Origin of the sequence: Streptomyces sp. NPDC059499, from assembly GCF_042749285.1 — a bacterium.
In the GTDB taxonomy this organism is placed as follows: Bacteria; Actinomycetota; Actinomycetes; order Streptomycetales; family Streptomycetaceae; genus Streptomyces.
On the sequence record NZ_JBHYTT010000002.1, the window covers coordinates 209,484 to 228,453 of the forward strand.

The 18,970-nt window shown below is 71.2% G+C and carries 18 protein-coding genes; 5 read left to right on the plus strand and 13 right to left on the minus strand.

What is annotated here, in order from left to right; translation table 11 throughout:
- Positions 1–6: 6 nt before the first annotated feature.
- From ACFW9O_RS06280 to ACFW9O_RS06310, 7 genes are all read right to left on the minus strand, one after another.
- Entirely contained in the window at positions 7–1,377 is a 1,371-nt protein-coding gene (locus tag ACFW9O_RS06280; protein ID WP_384605718.1) for a hypothetical protein, read from the minus strand.
- The gene (locus ACFW9O_RS06285; protein WP_329215230.1) at positions 1,374–1,949 is read right to left on the minus strand and encodes a SigE family RNA polymerase sigma factor; all 576 of its coding nucleotides are present in this window, start codon (positions 1,947–1,949) and stop codon (positions 1,374–1,376) included. The genes ACFW9O_RS06280 and ACFW9O_RS06285 overlap by 4 nt, the downstream gene beginning before the upstream one ends.
- A gap of 359 nt (positions 1,950–2,308) precedes the next feature.
- A complete protein-coding gene (locus ACFW9O_RS06290; RefSeq protein ID WP_351173916.1) occupies positions 2,309–3,373 on the minus strand; it encodes an aspartate-semialdehyde dehydrogenase in 1,065 nt (354 codons plus the stop codon).
- Positions 3,370–4,641 carry an aspartate kinase gene (locus tag ACFW9O_RS06295; RefSeq protein WP_351173913.1) on the minus strand — a complete coding sequence of 424 codons (1,272 nt, stop codon included), beginning with the start codon at positions 4,639–4,641 and terminating at the stop codon, positions 3,370–3,372. The genes ACFW9O_RS06290 and ACFW9O_RS06295 overlap by 4 nt, the downstream gene beginning before the upstream one ends.
- Before the next feature lie 198 nt (positions 4,642–4,839).
- Positions 4,840–5,499 (minus strand): DUF5063 domain-containing protein, encoded by a 660-nt coding sequence (locus tag ACFW9O_RS06300; RefSeq protein ID WP_351173910.1) that lies wholly within the window; start codon positions 5,497–5,499, stop codon positions 4,840–4,842.
- A gap of 71 nt (positions 5,500–5,570) precedes the next feature.
- Positions 5,571–6,170 (minus strand): recombination mediator RecR, encoded by a 600-nt coding sequence (gene recR / locus ACFW9O_RS06305; RefSeq protein WP_358969837.1) that lies wholly within the window; start codon positions 6,168–6,170, stop codon positions 5,571–5,573.
- 73 nt (positions 6,171–6,243) lie between these two features.
- Positions 6,244–6,579, minus strand: a complete 336-nt coding sequence (locus ACFW9O_RS06310) for a YbaB/EbfC family nucleoid-associated protein (RefSeq protein WP_277329769.1) — start codon at positions 6,577–6,579, stop codon at positions 6,244–6,246.
- Between the two features lie 369 nt (positions 6,580–6,948).
- On the opposite strand from ACFW9O_RS06310, the gene ACFW9O_RS06315 reads away from it, so the two are divergent.
- Entirely contained in the window at positions 6,949–7,734 is a 786-nt protein-coding gene (locus tag ACFW9O_RS06315) for an SLATT domain-containing protein (protein ID WP_351173904.1), read from the plus strand.
- Between the two features lie 192 nt (positions 7,735–7,926).
- Here the strand turns inward: ACFW9O_RS06315 and ACFW9O_RS06320 are convergent, their stop codons facing one another.
- The 3 genes from ACFW9O_RS06320 to ACFW9O_RS06330 form a co-directional block, all read right to left on the minus strand.
- On the minus strand, positions 7,927–8,577 hold the full coding sequence (locus ACFW9O_RS06320; protein ID WP_351173901.1) for a hypothetical protein: 651 nt from the start codon (positions 8,575–8,577) through the stop codon (positions 7,927–7,929).
- 78 nt (positions 8,578–8,655) lie between these two features.
- Positions 8,656–9,369, minus strand: coding sequence for a GntR family transcriptional regulator (locus tag ACFW9O_RS06325; protein WP_384605726.1), 714 nt, complete (start codon positions 9,367–9,369; stop codon positions 8,656–8,658).
- 142 nt (positions 9,370–9,511) lie between these two features.
- A complete protein-coding gene (locus tag ACFW9O_RS06330; protein WP_351173895.1) occupies positions 9,512–10,885 on the minus strand; it encodes an aspartate aminotransferase family protein in 1,374 nt (457 codons plus the stop codon).
- Between the two features lie 255 nt (positions 10,886–11,140).
- Between ACFW9O_RS06330 and ACFW9O_RS06335 the strand changes: the two genes are divergently transcribed.
- From ACFW9O_RS06335 to ACFW9O_RS06345, 3 genes are all read left to right on the plus strand, one after another.
- Positions 11,141–11,752: a DJ-1/PfpI family protein gene (locus tag ACFW9O_RS06335; RefSeq protein ID WP_384605728.1), complete on the plus strand. Its 612-nt coding sequence runs from the start codon at positions 11,141–11,143 to the stop codon at positions 11,750–11,752.
- Positions 11,749–12,219, plus strand: a complete 471-nt coding sequence (locus ACFW9O_RS06340) for a MarR family winged helix-turn-helix transcriptional regulator (RefSeq protein WP_384605731.1) — start codon at positions 11,749–11,751, stop codon at positions 12,217–12,219. Before ACFW9O_RS06335 ends, ACFW9O_RS06340 begins: the two co-directional genes overlap by 4 nt.
- 88 nt (positions 12,220–12,307) lie before the next feature.
- On the plus strand, positions 12,308–14,254 hold the full coding sequence (locus ACFW9O_RS06345) for a protein kinase (RefSeq protein WP_384605734.1): 1,947 nt from the start codon (positions 12,308–12,310) through the stop codon (positions 14,252–14,254).
- On the opposite strand, the gene ACFW9O_RS06350 is transcribed toward ACFW9O_RS06345, so the two are convergent.
- The gene (locus tag ACFW9O_RS06350; protein ID WP_384606614.1) at positions 14,255–15,769 is read right to left on the minus strand and encodes a helix-turn-helix domain-containing protein; all 1,515 of its coding nucleotides are present in this window, start codon (positions 15,767–15,769) and stop codon (positions 14,255–14,257) included.
- 352 nt (positions 15,770–16,121) lie between these two features.
- Between ACFW9O_RS06350 and dnaN the strand changes: the two genes are divergently transcribed.
- Positions 16,122–17,231, plus strand: coding sequence for a DNA polymerase III subunit beta (gene dnaN / locus ACFW9O_RS06355; RefSeq protein ID WP_384605736.1), 1,110 nt, complete (start codon positions 16,122–16,124; stop codon positions 17,229–17,231).
- Between the two features lie 13 nt (positions 17,232–17,244).
- Here the strand turns inward: dnaN and ACFW9O_RS06360 are convergent, their stop codons facing one another.
- Both ACFW9O_RS06360 and ACFW9O_RS06365 read right to left on the minus strand, forming a co-directional pair.
- Positions 17,245–17,766 carry a hypothetical protein gene (locus ACFW9O_RS06360; protein ID WP_384605739.1) on the minus strand — a complete coding sequence of 174 codons (522 nt, stop codon included), beginning with the start codon at positions 17,764–17,766 and terminating at the stop codon, positions 17,245–17,247.
- Between the two features lie 99 nt (positions 17,767–17,865).
- Entirely contained in the window at positions 17,866–18,753 is an 888-nt protein-coding gene (locus ACFW9O_RS06365; RefSeq protein ID WP_384605742.1) for a glycoside hydrolase family 19 protein, read from the minus strand.
- Positions 18,754–18,970: the final 217 nt, after the last annotated feature.

An 18,970-nucleotide genomic window follows, 5' to 3' on the forward strand; every position in this document is an offset into this window, starting at 1 on the left:
TGCGGGCTACGAGGCGTTCAGTACGCCTGTGCGGTAGATCGTGCCCGCGCAGGCGTTCGAGATCGTGGTCTCTGCCGTCGGCGCTCCCACCTCCGGGGTGTGCGTCACCGCGACACTGCCGTCCGCCGGGCCGTCGTCCGCACTGCCGAACTGCGCTGCCATGTCCGCCGTCGTCCCCGCTCCGGCGGCGCCACCGCCTCCGTCGCCCTCGGTGGGCGTCGGGCTGGGCGAACCGCCGGTGCTCGGGCAGCTCTCCGTCGGCACCCAGGCGAACTGCACCTCGTACGCCATCATCGGCTTCAGCAGCACCGTGCCCGGCTCCAGCGACGGATCGGGCAGCCCGGCCGCCGGGTCGTTCGCCGCGTGCTGCACGACCGCGATCTTCTGCGGGTCGGCGGCACCCGCCGCCTGGAAGCCGACCGTGCCGTTGCTGGTCACGGAACAGCCCTCGTCGGACGCGTTGGCGATCCTGAAGGTGCCGTACACCTTGCCGTCCGCGTCCGCTTCGCCCGACTGGGCGGAGACGACTTGGAGCTGGCTGGGTTCGCAGGCCGGCAGGGCCGCCGCGTCGGAATGCGGCAGGTCGTCGATGCCCGTCCCGCTGCCCGCGGTGTCCGAGCCCTCGTCCTGCGACGGCGCCGTGGAATTGCCGGACTCTCCGTCGCTGCCCTCGATCTGCTGATCGGCGGGGTCGGCGTTCTGATCGCTGTCGGACCCGGCACCGGAATCGTCGCCGTTGCCGCCCTGGGTCTGCTCGCCATGACCGGCGATCGCCGTATTGGCACTGTTCGAGCCGTCCGAATTCGCCACATGGACGAATGCGGGCACCGCCGTACCGATCAGCAGCGCCGCAGCCGCCGCACCCACCACGGCCTGACGCCGCTTGGCGCGCCTGGCGGGCACCGCTTTGTGCAGATGGGCGAGCACGCCGTCCGGGGGTTCGAGGCTCCGGACCGCGCCGTGGAGCATGCTGCGCAGTGCGACCTCGTCCAAGTCCGAACCGCCGCGGCCGCTCCCGAAGAGCTCGGTCAGCGTGCCGCCCCCGCCGGACGCACCGGCATCGGCCGCGTCGGCCTTTTCGGCCCCGTCCGAGGTGCTGGCCCCGTCCGAGGTGCCGGCCCCGTCCGTGGCGCCGGCCCCGTCCGAGGTGGCGTCCCTGCCGGGCCTGGGGGTGGTATCGGCTGCGTCCGAGGCGTCGGCCCCGTCCTTCGTGCCGGTCCCGCCGGAGGCTTCGACGCCCTCGCCCGCGACCACGTTCTTTCCCTGCGTCCCCTGGCCGCTGTGCTCCGGCTCGGTGTTCGGGGTCTTCTCCGGCCCGTGGTTCACAATTCCGTTTCCAGTCCGGTCATCGTCGTGCCTGTGCTCGGGTCCGCTCATGCCTGCGCCTCCATCACGACGCGCAGTGCCGCAATTCCCCGGGAGCCGTACGCCTTCACCGAACCGAGCGATATACCCAGCGTCTCCGCGACCTGGGCCTCCGTCATGTCCGAGAAGTAGCGCAGCACCAGCACCTCGCGCTGGCGGCGCTGCAGCCCCTTCATCGCCTTGATCAGCGCATCGCGCTCCAGCTGGTCGTAAGCCCCCTCCTCGGCGCTCGCCATGTCCGGCATCGGCTTCGACAGCAGCTTCAGCCCGAGGATGCGGCGGCGCAGCGCGGACCGGGAGAGGTTGACCACCGTCTGCCGGAGGTACGCGAGCGTCTTCTCCGGATCACGCACCCGGTTGCGCGCCGAGTGCACGCGGATGAACGCCTCCTGCACCACGTCCTCGCAGGACGCGGTGTCGTCCAGAAGGAGGGCCGCGAGGCCCAGCAGCGAGCGGTAGTGGGCGCGATAGGTCTCGGTGAGATGGTCGACCGTGGTTCCTGCCGCCACGGTCTCGTCAGCGCCCTCGCGCTGCGAAGGCAGCGCGGTGGGTCGCGCAGCGGGCATGGGCGCAATCACCGGCATACCGCCGGCTGCGCGGGGCCGCCGGAACGGACGCACCGAAGCGCCACGCAACGGGCCCACCACTGTGATGTCGAGAACCTCTGCCACGCCAGTTGGACACGCTTCCCCCCGTCAGGGTTGTACGCCAACGGCACCGCGTTCGATGCTGTGCGACATGCCCTCATTCGTACCTGCTCTTCCCCAAATGCCCCAAGAACGCATCCAGCCACGCAAGAAGTGACGGCATAGACGCGTCGCATCCGGCTAGCGGTTGCAGGGGGCCAGGAGATCATCGTCGGATATGGCAATGCCCCAGCTCAAGAGGTTCAGACCAGCAAGTTGCTCACAGGGCGTACACAGATCCTACAAAACGGGTTGGCTCAGAGCCGAGGGAATTCCTTGGCCACGGCTTCGGCGATCTGCGCCACGTTGAGAGCCGCACCTTTGCGGAGGTTGTCTCCGCAGAGGAACATCTCGACGGCCCGCGGATCGTCCATCGACTGCCGCACCCGCCCCACCCAGGTCGGGTCGGTGCCCACTACATCGGACGGCGTGGGGAAGTCACCGGCCGCCGGGCTGTCGAAGAGCACCACTCCGGGCGCGGTCGCCAGGATCTCGTGCGCCCGGTCCACCGCCACCTCGTTCTCGAAGCGCGCGTGGACGGACATGGAGTGCGTCGCGATGACGGGGACGTACACGCACGTCGCCGTGACCTTCAGTTCCGGCAGGCCCAGGACCTTGCGGCACTCCCGGCGGATCGCGAGCTCCTCGGACGACCAGCCGCTCCCGGCGTCGGTGCCCGCCCACGGCACCACGTTCAGCGCGACCGGCGCCGCGAAGGGGCTCTTCTCCCCGTCGCCCAGCGCCCGCCGTACGTCGCCGGGACGGGTGCCCAGCTCGGTACCGGCCACCAGCGACAGCTGCTCGCGGAGCGCGGCGACGCCGTCGCGGCCGGCGCCGCTCACCGCCTGGTAGGACGAGACGATCAGCTCCCGCAGCCCGAACTCGGCATGCAGCGCGCCGACCGCGACGATCAGCGACAGCGTCGTGCAGTTCGGGGACGCGATGATGCCGCGCGGCCTCAGCCGTGCGGCATGCGGGTTGATCTCGGGGACGACCATGGGCACGTCGTCGTCCAGGCGGAACGCCGCCGAGTCGTCGATGACCACGGCACCCTTCGACGCGGCGATCGGGCCCCACTGTGCGGACACCTCGTCCGGCACGAGGAACAGGGCCACGTCCACCCCGTCGAACACGTCCTCGCCGAGCGCGAGGACCTCCGTCTCCTCACCGCGTACGACCAGCTTGCGGCCGGCCGAACGCGGAGAGGCGATCAGCTTCACCTCGCCCCAGACATCCGCGTGCTCGGAGAGGATCTGGAGCATGACGCCACCGATCGCCCCGGTCGCGCCTACGACCGCGAGCGAAGGGCGGCGCTGCGTCATCGGCCGGTGCCCCCGTACACGACAGCCTCGTCGGAGTCGCTGTCGAGGCCGAAGGCGGTGTGCACGGCGCGCACGGCCTCGTTGACGTCGTCGACCCGGGTGACCACCGAGATGCGGATCTCGGACGTCGAGATCAGCTCGATGTTCACGCCGACGTCGGACAGCGCCTCGAAGAACAGCGCGGTGACACCCGGGTTGGTCTTCATGCCGGCGCCGACCAGGGAGATCTTGGCGATCTGGTCGTCGTAGCGCAGCGACTCGAAGCCGATGCCCGCCCGGCTGCGCTCCAGGGCGTCGATGGCCTTGCGGCCCTCCGCCTTGGGCAGCGTGAAAGTGATGTCGGTCAGACCGGTCGACGCGGCGGAGACGTTCTGGACGACCATGTCCATGTTGATCTCGGCGTCCGCGATCGCACGGAAGATCGCCGCCGCCTCGCCGGGCTTGTCCGGCACGCCGACGACCGTGACCTTGGCCTCGGAGACGTCGTGGGCGACTCCGGAGATGATGGCGTGCTCCACCTGCTGGTCCCCTTGCGGCTCGTTGCTGACCCAGGTGCCGCGCAGTCCGGAGAAGGACGAGCGCACGTGGATCGGGATGTTGTAACGGCGTGCGTACTCGACGCAGCGGTGCAGCAGCACCTTGGAGCCGGACGCGGCCAGCTCCAGCATGTCCTCGAAGGAGATCCAGTCGATCTTCTGGGCCTTCTTCACGACCCGCGGGTCGGCGGTGAAGACACCGTCCACATCGGTGTAGATCTCACAGACCTCGGCGTCCAGCGCTGCGGCCAGCGCGACAGCGGTGGTGTCGGACCCGCCGCGGCCGAGGGTGGTGATGTTCTTGCCTTCCTGGCTCACACCCTGGAACCCGGCGACGATGGCGATGTTGCCCTCGTCGATCGAGGTCCTGATGCGGCCCGGCGTGACATCGATGATGCGCGCTTTGTTGTGGACCGAGTCGGTGATGACGCCGGCCTGGCTGCCCGTGAACGACTGGGCCTCGTGGCCCAGGTTTTTGATCGCCATCGCCAGCAGGGCCATGGAGATCCGCTCTCCGGCGGTCAGCAGCATGTCGAACTCACGCCCGGCAGGCATCGGGGATACCTGCTCGGCGAGATCGATCAACTCGTCCGTCGTGTCGCCCATCGCGGACACCACGACAACCACCTGGTTGCCGTTCTTCTTGGCATCGACGACTCGCTTGGCGACGCGCTTGATGCCCTCGGCATCGGCTACGGAGGAGCCTCCGTACTTCTGCACGACAAGGCCCACGTGCGCTCCTCGCTCAATAATGTTGCGGTCGGCTCAGTTTAACGAGCAGTCCGGAAACGACCCGCTCTTACCAGATGGTGAGATGTCCCGCCCACCAGATGGTCCGGCGTGTCGCTCCGAACTGCTCGTATCCGTCTGCTGCCCACTGCCCTGCACGGCACGCCTGTTTGTGTCCCAGGCCACAGGAGTGGCCCGGTGTCACTTGACCGGCCGCAGCCCCAGCGGTCCCGCGATCTCCTCCGCCATCACACGGCCCGCCTCCTCGGCCAGGTCGTCCTCGCCCGGGTCCTGGTCCGTGTCCAGGCCGTCGAGCTCCTGGAGGGGCTGGTTCAGCCGGATGTGGGCGATCAGGGACTGGAGGGCGCGCAGGGTCGCCGACGCGGTGGAACCCCAGTTCGAGAAGTACGAGAACTGCCACCACCACATGGCCTCGGCCGTGCGGTCCGCCTCGTAGTGGGCCAGCCCGTGACCGAGGTCCGTGACCAGGTCGGCCAGGTCGTCGGAGATGCGGTGCGGCACGGGCGACTTACGGGGCTCGTACGGGTCGAAGACCTCGGAGTAGATGTCGATCGGTTCCAGGAGGGCCGCGAAGCGCTCGCGCAGGCCGTCGGCGTCCGGCTCGGGGCCGAGATCCGGCTCGTAGCGCTCGTCCGGGAGGATGTCCTCGTACGCGCCGAGCCTGCCGCCCGCCAGCAGGAGCTGGGAGACCTGGAGGAGCAGGACGGGGACGGCCTCCTCCGGCTCCTCGGCCTTGGACACCTCGGTGACCGCGACGATGAACGTCTTGATCTGGTCCGCGATCTGGACGGCGAAGTCGTCCGGGTCCTGCGTGACGGAGTTCAGCGTGGCGTCAGACATCGAGGAGACCTCCCGTGGGCACGGTCGCGAACGGTGGGTAGAACATAACGTCGCCGTACGTAAAACCGCCGTCAGACATCGAGCAGCCGCCTCCCCTCGAACGCGCGGCCGAGGGTGACCTCGTCCGCGTACTCCAGGTCGCCGCCCACCGGCAGGCCGCTGGCCAGCCGTGTCACCCGCAGGCCCATCGGCTTGACCATCCGCGCCAGGTACGTCGCGGTGGCCTCGCCCTCCAGGTTGGGGTCCGTCGCCAGGATCAGCTCCGTGATGGAGCCGTCCGCGAGCCGGGCCAGCAGCTCCCTGATGCGCAGATCGTCGGGGCCGACGCCCTCGATCGGGCTGATCGCGCCTCCGAGGACGTGATAGCGGCCCCGGAACTCACGGGTCCGCTCGATCGCGACGACGTCCTTGGGCTCCTCGACCACGCAGATGACCGTACGGTCGCGGCGCGCGTCCCGGCAGATCCCGCACTGCTCCTGCTGGGCGACGTTGCCGCAGACCTCGCAGAAGCGGACCTTGTCCTTGACCTCGAGGAGGGCATGGGCGAGACGGCGTACGTCGGTGGGCTCCGCCTGCAGGATGTGGAAGGCGATCCGCTGCGCGCTCTTGGGGCCGACGCCGGGCAGCCTGCCCAGTTCGTCGATGAGCTCCTGAACCACGCCTTCGTACAACGGAAAAGCCTTTCCCTATTCGTGCTCGTACCGTAGCCCGTACGCCCGGGTAGCCACAGGCCCCGCGTGAAGGTCAGAAGGGGAGACCGGGCATGCCGCCCAGGCCCTGCGCCAGCGGGCCCAGCTTCTGCTGCTGGAGCTGCTGGGCGTTCTCGTTCGCCGCCTGCACCGCGGCCACCACCAGGTCGGCGAGTGTCTCCGTGTCCTCCGGGTCCACCGCCTTGGGGTCGATCACCAGGGCGCGGAGCTCGCCGGACCCGGTCACGGTGGCCTTCACCAGACCGCCGCCCGCCTGCCCCTCGACCTCGGTCCTCGCCAGCTCCTCCTGGGCCTCCGCAAGATCCTGCTGCATCTTCTGGGCCTGCTGGAGCAGCTGCTGCATATTGGGCTGGCCACCACCGGGAATCACTGTCACTCCTGGCATGTCGACGACGAATTGTTTCGGTACGCCGAGCCTACGTGCTCCCCGGACGCAGCGCCCCACCCGCCGGGGACCAACTCTTTCGAGTGAGTTCCGGAAATGGCCTGCCGCACTCCTATACCTGACCAGAGGCCGTGTGCACGCGGGAATCCCGCGATTTCGACCCCATGCCCCACCATTCGGCGGTAGGAAGGGCATGCGTACCCGTACGCACACGCACATCACAGGTAACGCAGAGTTACACGAGCGGCGCCCCCGTCATATGCCGGAGACCGCCCCGACCGTGTCCGGAACCGTGCCGATCCGCGTAGTCATGCGCCGATACGTGCCGAACGCAGAGTGCAGAGGAGTGCCCCGGTGAGTCAGCCGGAGATGCAGCCCGAGGGGCCGCACCGCAAGGAGTCCGGCGGATCCGGTGCAGATACCGGAACTGATCCGTCCGGTTCGCGCTACGGTGCGGGTTCCGGGGACCTGACCGGCCGCGCCTTCCCCCTCGGCGACTGGGGCGAACCCGCGGAACGGCTCGACGAGCTCTACCGCTGGGTCGAGGCGGGCGCCCTGGACACCGCCGACTGGTACCTGCGCGACCGGATCCGCAAGCGGCGCGCCGCCAGGCTCCTGCGGTTCGGCACGGCGGCCGGGGTGGTCGCGGGCGCCGCCCTCCCGCTGCTCGACCTGACCGGGGAGCTGACCGGGTCGGCCGGCTGGGGCTATCTGTCGCTGCTGCTGGGCGCCGCGTGCATGGCGTGCGACCGGTACTTCGGACTGACCTCGGGATGGATAAGGAACCTCGCGACGGCACAGGCCGTGCAGCGGCGTCTGCAGGTGCTCCAGTTCGACTGGGCCTCGGAGTGCGTACGGGAGATGCTCGGGCCCACCGAGGGAACGGCCAGTGAGGCCGCGGAGCGGTGCCTGGGCGTCCTGCGACGGTTCTCGGAGGACGTCACCGAGCTGGTGCGCATGGAGACCGCGGACTGGATGGTGGAGTTCCGGGCGGGGCCCGCGCCCATGGGGATGCAGTCGCTCGTCTCGGGCGGGGCGGGCCCGCGACCCGAGCAGGGGGCGCCGCCGGGGCGCCTCACCATGCCCTCGGTGACCCGGCCGAACATGCCGCGCCAGCGACCGCCCGAGCCGCCCCGCTGAGCCGTGCCCGCTCGGCGGCCGGACGGCCACACCCACGCCCGTCGGGCCGTCGGAGCCGCTCCGCCGGATGTCCGGAGCGGCTCCGGGGGGCCGGCGGAGCGGCGCACGGTCAGCCGATCAGTCCCGTCAGCCGGTCAGCCGGTCAGCCGGTCAGCCGGTCAGCCGGTCAGCCGGTCAGCTGAAGATGACCGGTCAGCTGAAGATGATCATCGAGCCCTGCGCGAGGCTGCGGGTCGCCGCCGCGTGCAGCCCCAGCCAGACGTGCCGCTCGCGCGCGAACGGACTCTCGTCGTACGGAATCGGGCCGGCCGGCTCCTCCAGCGAGGTCGGACCGGCGGGCGGGAGCGGTGCGGCCGGCGGATTCGCCGGGTCGATGCCGATGGACGGGCCGACGAACTCCAGTTCCCTCAGCAGCCCGTGCGAGGAGCCCAGCGGGCCACCGCCCTCCAGCAGCTGGTCGTCGGAGAGCGGAGCGGGGAAGTCGACCGGGACGTACGCCCCGGCGTGGTCGTAGTGCCAGACCAGGTGCGACTGCTGTGCGCTCTGCTCGAACATCTCCAGCAACTGCTCGTAGTCCCCGCCCAGTTCATCGACGGGGGTGACGGCGAGCCCGCTCAGCTGGAGCAGATACGCGCGCCGCAGGAAGTGGAGTGCGTCGTAGTCGAAGCCCGCTACCGGGGCGACGTCCCCCGTGAGGCCGGGCATGTAGGCGTAGACGGGAACGGGGGGAAGCCCCGCCTCGGTCAGCGCCTTGTCGTAGATGGCGATCTCTTCGGCGAACGGATTGTCGGGGCTGTGGCACAGCACATCGACGAGGGGGACCAGCCACAGGTCACAGGCCACGAAGTCTCGCTCTCCAACGGGTTCTTGCGATGGTCGGAACAGCGTAATGCGGCCGGAACCCCGCGCACAGTGCCCGGGTCAGCCCCGGTCCGGGTGCGGGGGGTCGTCCGCGGCCAGCCGGTCCGCCCACTTCAGCCCGTGCGCGTAGTAGCCGTCGAGGATCGCGCGTACTTCGTCGCCGTCCGCGGCGATGATCGCCTCCACCAGCACCTGGTGGCCGTTCCACAACCAGTCCCGCACATCGGTGTCGCCCCGCAGGTACGGGACGGCGAAGACCCACGCCTGCACGCGCAGCCGGTGCAGGAAGTCGGTGATGTACGTGTTCCCGACGACCGTGCCCAGCTCCCGCCAGAACCGCAGGTCGTATCCGATGAGGATGTCGAGGTCGCCGCAGCGCGCCGCCCGTGCGGCCTCCTCGGCCCGGCGGCGTACGGGGACGAGGGCGTCACGGTGGGCGCCCAGGACCTCGGGCGCCGAGCCCGTACCGTCGAAGATCTTCCGGAACACCCCGTCTATGACGAGGGCGCGCGCCTCCACCATCGAGCGGTAGTCGGCGACGGTGAACCGGCGCACCCGGAAGCCCCGGTGCTGATCGGATTCGAGCAGCCCCTGCGCGGCGAGGTCGAAGAGCGCCTCGCGGACGGGCGTCGCGGACACTCCGTACTGCTCGGCGATCTGCTTGACGGTGAACTCGAGCCCCGGCTGGAGACGCCCCGCAAGCACCTCGTCACGCAGCGCGTCGGTGATCTGCTGCCGCAGCGTACTGCGGGTGACACCTCCGCTCGCACGCATGGCGCCCCCTCCCGGTTCTCGACTCCGGTCACCTTAAGCCAGGCCCCGTGCCCGGATCCGGGCACGGGGCGGCGTCCCGTCAGGTGTCTCCTACATGTGTGCCCGGCCGGGTGGGGGCGTCCCCGGCCGCGCGCGCACCCGGTCAGACAGTGTGCTCGTCGGCGACCGCGAGGGCGGCGTCCAGGGCGGCGAGGCCTTCCTTCGCCTCGGCCTCGGTGACGTTGCAGGCCGGAACCGCGTGGGTGCGGTTCATGTTGATGAAGGGCCACAGGCCGTTCTTCTTGCAGGCCGCGCCGAAGGCGGCCATGGGGGCGTTGGCCTCGCCGGTCGCGTTGTACGGAACCAGCGGTTCGCGTGTCTCCTTGTCGCGGACCAGTTCCAGCGCCCAGAAGGCGCCGAGACCACGGACCTCGCCGACCGACGGGTGGCGTTCGGCGAGCTCGCGCAGACCGGGGCCGAGGACGTGCTCACCGAGGTGCGCGGCGTTCTCGATGACCTTCTCGTCCTCCATGACCCTGATCGTCGCGACGGCCGCAGCACAGGCCAGGGGGTGACCGGAGTAGGTGAGCCCGCCGGGGTAGGGCCGCGTCTCGAAGGTGGCGGCGATCTCGGCGCTGATCGCGACGCCACCGAGCGGTACGTAACCGGAGTTGACGCCCTTCGCGAACGTCATCAGGTCCGGCACGACGTCGTAGTGGTCGGCTGCGAACCACTTGCCGGTGCGCCCGAAGCCGGCCATCACCTCGTCGAGGACGAAGACGATCCCGTACCGGTCGCAGATCTCACGGACGCCCGCGAGGTAGCCGGGCGGCGGCGTCATGATGCCCGCCGTGCCGGGGATGGTCTCCAGGATGACCGCGGCGACGGTCGACGGACCCTCGAAGGCGAGGGTGTCCTCCAGGTGCTGCAGCGCGCGGGCGCACTCCTCGGCCTCGGTCTGCGCGTAGAAGGGCGAGCGGTAGAGGAACGGCGCCCAGAAGCGGACGACACCTGCCGAGCCGTTGTCGGACGCCCAGCGGCGCGGGTCGCCGGTGAGGTTGATCGCGGTGGAGGTGGCGCCGTGGTACGAGCGGTAGGCGGAGAGCACCTTCGTACGGCCGGTGTGCAGCCGGGCCATGCGGACGGCGTTCTCGACGGCCTCGGCGCCACCGTTGGTGAAGAAGATCTTGTCCAGGTCGCCGGGGGTGCGCTCGGCGATGAGGCGTGCGGCCTCGGAGCGCGACTCGACGGCGAACGCGGGGGCGAAGGTGGTGAGTTTGCCCGCCTGCTCCTGGATCGCGGCGACGACGGCGGGGTGCTGGTAGCCGATGTTGGTGAAGACGAGGCCGCTGGTGAAGTCCAGGTAGCGGTTTCCGTCGTAGTCCCAGAAGTACGCCCCCTCGGCGCCGGCGACGGCGAGCGGGTCGATCAGACCCTGGGCGGACCAGGAGTGGAAGACGTGCGCGCGGTCGGCGGCCTTCACGGCCGCACCGGCGGCGGAGTCGACGTACGGGGCGCGAGAGGCATGAGGGGTCATACAGCGAGGGTAGGTCGGCGCAGGGGCGGTGCTCCATGACCACTGTGTATGGCGTGGAGCGCGCGGCTCGGCAGGATGTCGGGTCCTCACCCGAACCTCGGGGCCGGACTGCGAACCCGGACCGCGAAACCGGGACGGTGAAACCGGCCCCCGAGACCGGAGCCGGGCTCCAACAATTGACAACATGCTGTCATCGTGACAGTCTTCTGTCATAAGAGTTCCACGAGGGTCCCACACCCCCTTTCGGAGGTCACCATGACCAGCACGAGCGTCCACCTCGCCGTCTACGACACCCTCGCCGACTGGGAGCCGGGTTTCGCCACGGCCCACCTCACCCAGAACGGCCACACCGTGCGCACCGTCGGAGCCACCACCGACCCGGTCACCACCATGGGCGGCATGCGCGTCCTGCCCGACCTCGCGCTCGACGACCTGCGCCCCGAGGACAGCACCCTGCTCATCCTCGGCGGCGCCTCCCTCTGGGACATCGGCGACAGCCTCGCCCCCTTCGCGCGCACGGCCCGCGCCTTCCTGGACGCGGGGGTTCCCGTCGCGGCGATCTGCGGGGCGACGGCGGGGCTGGCCCGCGAGGGTCTGCTCGACGACCGGGCCCACACGAGTGCCATCTCCTTCTACCTGGCGGCGACCGGGTACGCGGGCGGCCCGCACTACGTCGACTCCGACGCGGTGACGGATGCCGGCGACGCCTCGCGCGGCGCGCTCGTCACGGCCGGGCCGACCGAGCCCGTGGCCTTCGCCCGCGAGATCTTCGGTCTGCTCGGGGTGTACGAGCCGAAGAAACTGGACGCCTGGTACCGGCTGTTCCACGACTCCGACGCGAGCGCGTACGAGGTGCTCCAGGGATGAGCGGCGAGAACCAGGACCGGTTCAGCCGGACGGCCATCGGGGTGTTCAGGCTCAACGGGCAGTTCCTGTCCGTGGCGGAGGAACTGGCGAAGCCGGCCGGACTCACAGCGGCGTGGTGGCAGGTCCTCGGTGCGGTGCTCGGCGAGCCGCTCCCGGTGTCGGGGATCGCCCGGTCGATGGGGATCACCCGGCAGAGCGTGCAGCGGATCGCGGATCTGCTGGTGGCCAGGGGCCTCGCGGAGTACGTGCCGAATCCGGCCCACCGGCGGGCCAAGCTCGTCCGGCCCACCGAGGAGGGGCGCGCGGCGGTGAGCCGGATCGACCCCGCTCACGCGGAGTTCGCCGGGCGGCTGGCCGCGGAGTTGGGCGAGGAGGAGTTCGCTCAGACCGTACGGGTGCTGGAGCGGCTGTCGGAGGCGTTGGCGGCGGTGGATTCCGGGTCGGTGACACCCCTGGCGGAGGGCTGAGGCCGTAACGGGTGCTGGGCAAGGGGGTGGGGGGCGCGGCTATCCTCAAGCACGGTCTGTCATGACCGCACGGGGGAGGAAGCGCACCATGGAGAAGCTGGGCTCCGGCGATCCGCAACGCATCGGCGCCTACCGGCTGCTGGGACGCCTCGGCGCCGGCGGCATGGGACAGGTGTACCTGGCCCGCTCCGAGCGGGGCCGTACCGTCGCCATCAAGCTGGTCCGGCCCGACCTCGCCGCGGTGCAGCAGTTCCGCGACCGCTTCCGGCAGGAGGTGCTGGCCGGCCGCCGGGTCGGCGGCGCCTGGACCGCGCCGGTCCTCGACGCCGACATCGACGCGCCGGTGCCCTGGGTCGCCACCGGTTACGTCGCCGGCCCGTCGCTCCAGCGCACCGTCTCCGGTGTGCCGGGCGCCCCGGTGGCCGCGTCGGGGGCGTACGGTCCGCTCCCCGCGCGTACCGTCCGCATCCTGGGCGCCGGGCTCGCGAGCGCTCTCCAGGACATCCACCGAGCCGGGCTGATCCACCGCGACCTGAAGCCCTCCAACGTCCTGGTGACGATCGACGGTCCGCGGGTCATCGACTTCGGCATCGCCCGGGCGCTGGACACCGTCACCGACGGCGGCCTGACCCGCACGGGCGCGCTCATCGGCTCCCCCGGCTTCATGGCGCCCGAGCAGGTGCGGGGCGAGCGCGTGACCGCGGCGTGCGACGTGTTCTGCCTCGGATCCGTACTCGCGTACGCGTCCACCGGCCGGCTCCCGTTCGGCGTGGCGGACAGCGGTGTCCACGCCCTGATGTTCCGGATCGCGCAGGAGGACCCGGACCTCACCGGAGTCCCCGCGGACCTGGTCGAGCTCATCCGGGACTGCCTGGCCAAGGACCCGGCGGCGCGGCCCTCCACCGACAGCGTCCTGGAGCGGCTGGGCGGCCCCGAGACCGGGGAACCGTGGCTGCCCGGCGCCCTGATCGCCCAACTCGGCAGGCACGCGGTGGAACTGCTCGATTCCGAGGACCCGGAAGAGGGCCCCGCACCGTCCCCCGGCGGTCCGGTGCCTCCGGTACCCCCGGCCACCCCGCCCGCGCCCCAACTGCCGCCCGGTCAAGCGCCCCAGCGGCCGCCCGGCCAGGTACAGGCGCCTCAGCCGGCACCCGGCCGGACAGCCCAACTGCCGCCCGCCCAGGTGCAGGCACCCCGGCCGGCACCCGGTCAGACCCCCCAACTCCCGCCCAGCCAACCCGTGCACACACAGCCCACCATGGTCGGCCCGCCCGCACCGCCGCCGCCGGCGCAGACACCCCTGCCCCCGGCCTACGGCTACCCGCAGCAGCAGCCCGCCCCGGGGTACGGCCATCCGCAGCCGCCCGCCCAGGCGTACGGACCCGTTCCCACGTACGGCGCGACTCCCCCGTACGGCCCGCCCCACTACCTCGCGCCCACTGCCGCCCCCGAACCGGAGCGCCGCCGCTCCGCGGGTTCCACCGTGCTGCTGGTCGCGGTCGCCCTGCTCGTCGCGGTCGGAGTGGGCTGGTCGGTGTACGCGTTCATGAAGGACGGCGGCGGGCACACCACGAGCTCACCGGACCCCGGTCCCGAGCCCACCTCGTCCCGGTCCGCCTCCCCGTCGCCCTCGGCGCCGGACCCCAGCCCCTCGGCGGACGAGAAGAGCGGCGAGGGCGCCGTCCCCACCGGCTACCTGGGCACCTGGTCGGGCACCATCGACAGCGCCTCGGGACAGTCCACCCGTCAACTCGTCATCCAGCAGGGCGAGGTGGGCGACACCGTGCTGTCCCTCACCGCCGAGGGGCCGCTCGACACCGGGGGCTCGTACCGCTGCGTCTTCCAGGCGCCCCTCCGGAGCGAGCCCTCCTCCGGCTCCCCGGTCAGCATCGGTCCGTCCACGGTCACGGTCGGCGAGCCGATGGCGTCGTGCACCCCGGGCAAGCCCACCGTCCTGACGCTTCTCCCCGACGGCACCCTGCGCCGCGAGATCACGGACACCGGCGAGAGCCTGACGTACACGAGGACGGGCTGATCACGGGCCGGACCCGGCACCTGTCCGGCCCGGCTCACCCGCCGTCAGGTCCACGGCCCTGCAAGCCAGCCACAGGTCGTAGCGCGCGCTCGGGGTCTGGAGCAGCGAGCGGCCGATCACTTCCTCGAGCCGGGTCAGACGCTTGCGTGCCCCGGGTACGGAGATGCCCAGCTCCGCCGCGGTGGGGCCCAGCCGGGCCTCGCACCGCAGCCAGGTCCGCAGGGTCTCCTCGGCCGTGGGACCGGCCGGGTCGAGGAGGCGCAGCTGCTGGGACGCCCAGTCCTGGATGCCGGGGCCGCGCAGGATCTCGTCGAGGTTCCCGGCCGCCCCGTCAGGACGCTCACCCGGGCGGCCGGGCCGGACGATCGCGGGGGTCGCCCTGATGCTGAGCGCCAGATCGAGAGCCGCCTGGTCCGTGACCCGGTTCAGGTCGAGGCCGAGCAGCTCGCCGATCAGCTTGAGCCGGGCGGCGAGGGTGTTGCGGTGGATCTTCAGGTGCTGGGTGGCGTGCGAGGAGAACGCCAGCCAGGAAGCGAGGGTCGCCGCCAGTTCCTGGCTCCCCGGGTCCTGCGAACGGCGCGGCAGGTAGGCGAGCAGCGGCGCGAGCAGCGCGTCGGCCCACTGCGCCCCCGTGCTGCCCACGACCAGGGCGGGTTCCGGCGAGGAGCCGAACCGGGCGTGCCGGCCGGGGAGTCCGCGGGCCACGGCCAGGGCGTGGAAGGCCTGCCGGTAGCCCGTCGCCGTGTCGGACAGCCGGACTTGCTGGCTGACGCCCACGACGCAGTCGCCCACCAGCTCGGCGACGGTCCGGTCCGGTGCGGCACCGTCCTTGGGAGTCCCGCTCTCCGGTGCCGCGTCCGCTTCCGGGAGCGCCGGCATGACGAGGATCAGATGACGCGCGTACACGGGGCACCGGACGATCCACGTCCTGCCGCCGGAGGCGTCGGCGCAGACACGCGCCACTTCGTCGCGCTGTCCCCCCGAACACTCGACGACACAGACCCGCACGGGGTCGGGGAGCTTCGGCCGCAGTGCCCCTGCCACCTGGTGGGCGATGGACAGTTGCCCGGTCATGAGCAGGTGCAGGACCGCCTCGCGGCCCCGGGACTCCGCGAGGTCGACCCGGCGCCGCCTGCGTTCGAGGGTCTCCGCCGCCCAGGCCAGCGTCAGGGGCATCAGCGCGTCGGCGAGCAGCACGGACAGCCCGTCGGGCAGCGGCCGGGGGGCGGCGACGGCGAGAACCGGGGGGCGGTCCCCCGGCTGTCCGTCGAGGGGGAGCACCAGCACGGTGTACCGGTCCGCGTCGAGCGAATAGGCGTGCGCGTCGCGGGACTTCAGTTCCTGGGCGGCCTCCGCGGCAAGGGTAGCGGCCTCCTGGCCGGGCTCCCCGGAGGTCCCGGCCGCGGCCCGGAGCACCGTGCCGTCACCGTCGAGCAGTCCGGCCCAGCCCTCGGCGCGGTGCGCCAGCCAGCGCAGCAGTTCCGCCGATCCGCCTGTCCGGGCGAGCCTGTACATCCGCAGGACGTCGTCGGCCCGTTCCCACCCGCGCACACGTCCCCCGCTCGTACCCGAAAACCGGAGTGCAGAGTACCGGTTCGGCTGTGCGGACTGATACCCCCGCGAGACCCTCACCATGCGAATTGAAGCTCCCGGTCCACCGCCCCGCCCGCCTAGAGTCCGAGAGGTGTTCCGGGACGTCCGGGGGACGTCGGGGGACGTCATGGCGTCCCGGATCCGGGGGACGCCGGCAGGCGTTGGCGGCAGCGGCCCACGGGGGTGGTCGCTGTCGTCGTCCACCGGTGATTGTCAGTGGCGGCGCCTACCGTGTTTCTCGACCGTGTCGTACACCGGACGAGAGGCCCCTGCCATGGAGTTCAGCATCGAGCGCGGCGCACTGGCCGATGCCGTGGCCTGGGCGGCCCGGGTGCTGCCGACGCGGTCACCCGTGCCCGTTCTGGGCGGCCTGCTTCTCGAGGTGTCCGACGGCCGACTGAGTGTCTGCGGGCTGGACTTCGAGGCCTCCGCGCGCATCGAGGTGGAGGCCCGGACCGTACGGACCGGGAAGGTGCTGGTCATGGGCCGACGGCTGCTCGACATCTGCAAGGTCCTCCCCGACGGACCCGTGGAGTGCGCGGTGGAGGGCTCGCGGTTCACCGTGACCGGGGACGGCGCCCGGTTCGGGCTCTCGCTGCTGCCGCTCGACGACTATCCCGCGCTGCCGCCGCTGCCCGAGGTCCGCGGCGCGGTGGACGCCGCCGCGTTCGCCGCGGCCGTCGCCCAGGTGACGGTGGCCGCGGGACGGGACGACACCCTGCCGACGCTCACCGGGATCCGGCTCGGGCTCGACGGCTCCACGATGACCCTGGCGGCCACCGACCGGTACCGCTTCGCGGTGCGCACCCTGCCCTGGAAGGCGACGGCGCCCGATGTCGCCGCCGATGTCGTGGTGTCGGCCCGCAGACTGACCGAGATCGCCCGGTCGATGGGCCGGTCGGGCCTGGTCAGCGTCGCCGTGGACGCGGGGTCGGTCGGCTTCGAGCACGCCGGGATGCGTACGACGGTGCGCCTGCTGGACGGCCGGCTGCCGCGCCACGACAAGCTGTTCGCGCTGGCGGACCCCGCGACAGCGGTGACGGACCGCATCAGGCTGGTGGAGGCGGTGAAGCGCGTCTCCGTCGTGGCGGACGGCGGCAGCCCGCTGCAGATGACCTTTTCGGCAGCGGACGGTTCGGTGCTGCTGCAGGCGGGTTACGAGGACGACGTGGCCTCGCAGCGGCTGCCGGCCACGCTGGAGGGCGCCGGGGAGATGGCGGTCGCCTTCAACCCCGCGTACCTCCTGGACGCCTTGTCCTCCTTGGAGGAGCCGACGGTCCGGTTGAGCCTGATGGGGCCCGGCCAGCGCGCGTTGATCACGGGCTGCGAGGACACGCGGTATCACCAGCACCTGCTGATGTCCGTGAAGCCTGCGTTGCTCTGACTCCGCCCGACCCTTATGCGGGCAGTGTCGCGGTCTCGCCCACGGCGGCGAGCAGCCAGATGGGGAACTCCGGGTCGGCCTGCCCCACGGTCAGGCCCAGCCACCGGCCGCGCCGCCGCTCACCGTCCTGCCCGTCCTGCCCGCCCTCCGGCTCCCCCTGCAGATGGCGCCAGACCTGCATGCTGCCCGCCAGGTTGCAGAGCTGCCCCATGGGCTCCGGAGCCGGACCGCCCATGTCCAGATACGGCCACAGGTCAACGGTCTCCGGCTCGCCCCACCGCTCCGTCAACGCGGTTGCCACAGCGCTGAATTCGGCTTCGATCTCCTGCTCGGCCGGTTCGACGAGCTCGGGGGAACGGTCGTCCCAGAAGTCCTGGCTCGCCGTCAGGATCAGAAGGTGGTGCCCGGGGCCGCTGCTGCGTACGCCGCTGTCCTCGCTCTCCTCCCCCGCGGGGAAGGGCAGGGCGAGGACGCTGTCGATCAGGGCGAGCCGGGCCCCGGTGCTCGCGGGCGGTGTACTGCTGTCCGTTGTCATGGTGCGTGATCCTGCCAACCGGCCGCCCCGGAAACCGAATCGGGGGGCGCACCCGGCCGTGGCCGGGCACGCCCCCCGTCCGGGTGGGGGCAACGGACGTCAGCAGCTCAGGTTGCCGCCGGGGGTCGTGCCGAGGATCTGGACGAACGCCTGGTACTTGTTGATGCGGCTCTGGACCTGGGCGGGGTTGCCGCCGTTGCACTCGATGCTGCCGTTGATCGAGCGGATCGTCTCGCCGAATCCGCGGCCGTTGACGATGGCGTTGTGGGGCGTCATGGTGCCGGGGCCGCTCTGGGTGTTCCAGTACCAGAGACCGGTCTTCCAGGCGATGGAGGCGTTCTGCTCCACCTGCCACGGGTTGCCGAGCAGGTCGATGCCGAGCGCGTCACCGGCTGCCTTGTAGTTGAAGTTCCAGCTGAGCTGGATCGGGCCGCGGCCGTAGTAGGCGGCCTGACCCGCGGGGCAGCCGTAGGACTGGCTGGTGTCGCAGTAGTGCGGGTAGTTCGCCGTGTTCTGCTCCACGATGTGGACCAGTCCGCCGGTCTCGTGGCTGACGTTGGCGAGGAACGCCGCCGCCTCCTGCTTCTTCACGGTGTCGCTGCCGGTGTTGGCGAAGCCCGGGTAGGCGCTCAGCGCCGCCGTCAGGCCGCTGTAGGTGTAGAAGGAGTTCCGGCCCGGGAACATCTGGTTGAACTGGGCCTCGCTGACGACGAATCCGGAGGGGTTCGGACCGCCCGGGTCCGTACCGCCGCCGCAGCTGCCCTGGTCGGCCCAGACGTCGACGGTGCCGGGCCGCTCGTTCTGGGTCCACCACTTCGCCAGCCAGTTGTGCCCGTTGTACGAGGCCGTTCCGCCGCCCCAGTAGACGGACGAGGAGTTCCAGGCCGGGGCGCACGTAGCAGCGGAGGCAGTGGCGGCGGGGAGAAAGACGAGGGCCGCGACGACCGCGCACAGCGCGGTCAGCAGGCTCATGACACGTTTGATCACGTGATCACTCCTTCGGCGCGGCGCGGCGATGAGCGTGCGCCGCCATGGGGGTGACCGACACTCAACCGCCGATGGTCTGGACCTGTCAAGGTCTAGACCAGGATTGGAACCTTCGTGAACAGCACGGCCAACTGCCCGGGAATTCCTGACGGTTGAACACGAGGCGAACTTCACGGGAAGGAATCCGGCCACCCGCCCACCGCCCTGGCCGGGGCCG

Coding starts and splice junctions, on each gene's coding strand:
- ACFW9O_RS06280 (WP_384605718.1), bottom strand. CDS start 1,377: ATGAGCGGACCCGAGCACAGGCACGACGATGACCGGACTGGAAACGGA.
- ACFW9O_RS06285 (WP_329215230.1), bottom strand. CDS start 1,949: ATGCCGGTGATTGCGCCCATGCCCGCTGCGCGACCCACCGCGCTGCCT.
- ACFW9O_RS06290 (WP_351173916.1), bottom strand. CDS start 3,373: ATGACGCAGCGCCGCCCTTCGCTCGCGGTCGTAGGCGCGACCGGGGCG.
- ACFW9O_RS06300 (WP_351173910.1), bottom strand. CDS start 5,499: ATGTCTGACGCCACGCTGAACTCCGTCACGCAGGACCCGGACGACTTC.
- ACFW9O_RS06325 (WP_384605726.1), bottom strand. CDS start 9,369: ATGCGTGCGAGCGGAGGTGTCACCCGCAGTACGCTGCGGCAGCAGATC.
- ACFW9O_RS06330 (WP_351173895.1), bottom strand. CDS start 10,885: ATGACCCCTCATGCCTCTCGCGCCCCGTACGTCGACTCCGCCGCCGGT.
- ACFW9O_RS06335 (WP_384605728.1), top strand. CDS start 11,141: ATGACCAGCACGAGCGTCCACCTCGCCGTCTACGACACCCTCGCCGAC.
- ACFW9O_RS06340 (WP_384605731.1), top strand. CDS start 11,749: ATGAGCGGCGAGAACCAGGACCGGTTCAGCCGGACGGCCATCGGGGTG.
- ACFW9O_RS06345 (WP_384605734.1), top strand. CDS start 12,308: ATGGAGAAGCTGGGCTCCGGCGATCCGCAACGCATCGGCGCCTACCGG.
- ACFW9O_RS06350 (WP_384606614.1), bottom strand. CDS start 15,769: ATGTACAGGCTCGCCCGGACAGGCGGATCGGCGGAACTGCTGCGCTGG.
- dnaN (WP_384605736.1), top strand. CDS start 16,122: ATGGAGTTCAGCATCGAGCGCGGCGCACTGGCCGATGCCGTGGCCTGG.
- ACFW9O_RS06360 (WP_384605739.1), bottom strand. CDS start 17,766: ATGACAACGGACAGCAGTACACCGCCCGCGAGCACCGGGGCCCGGCTC.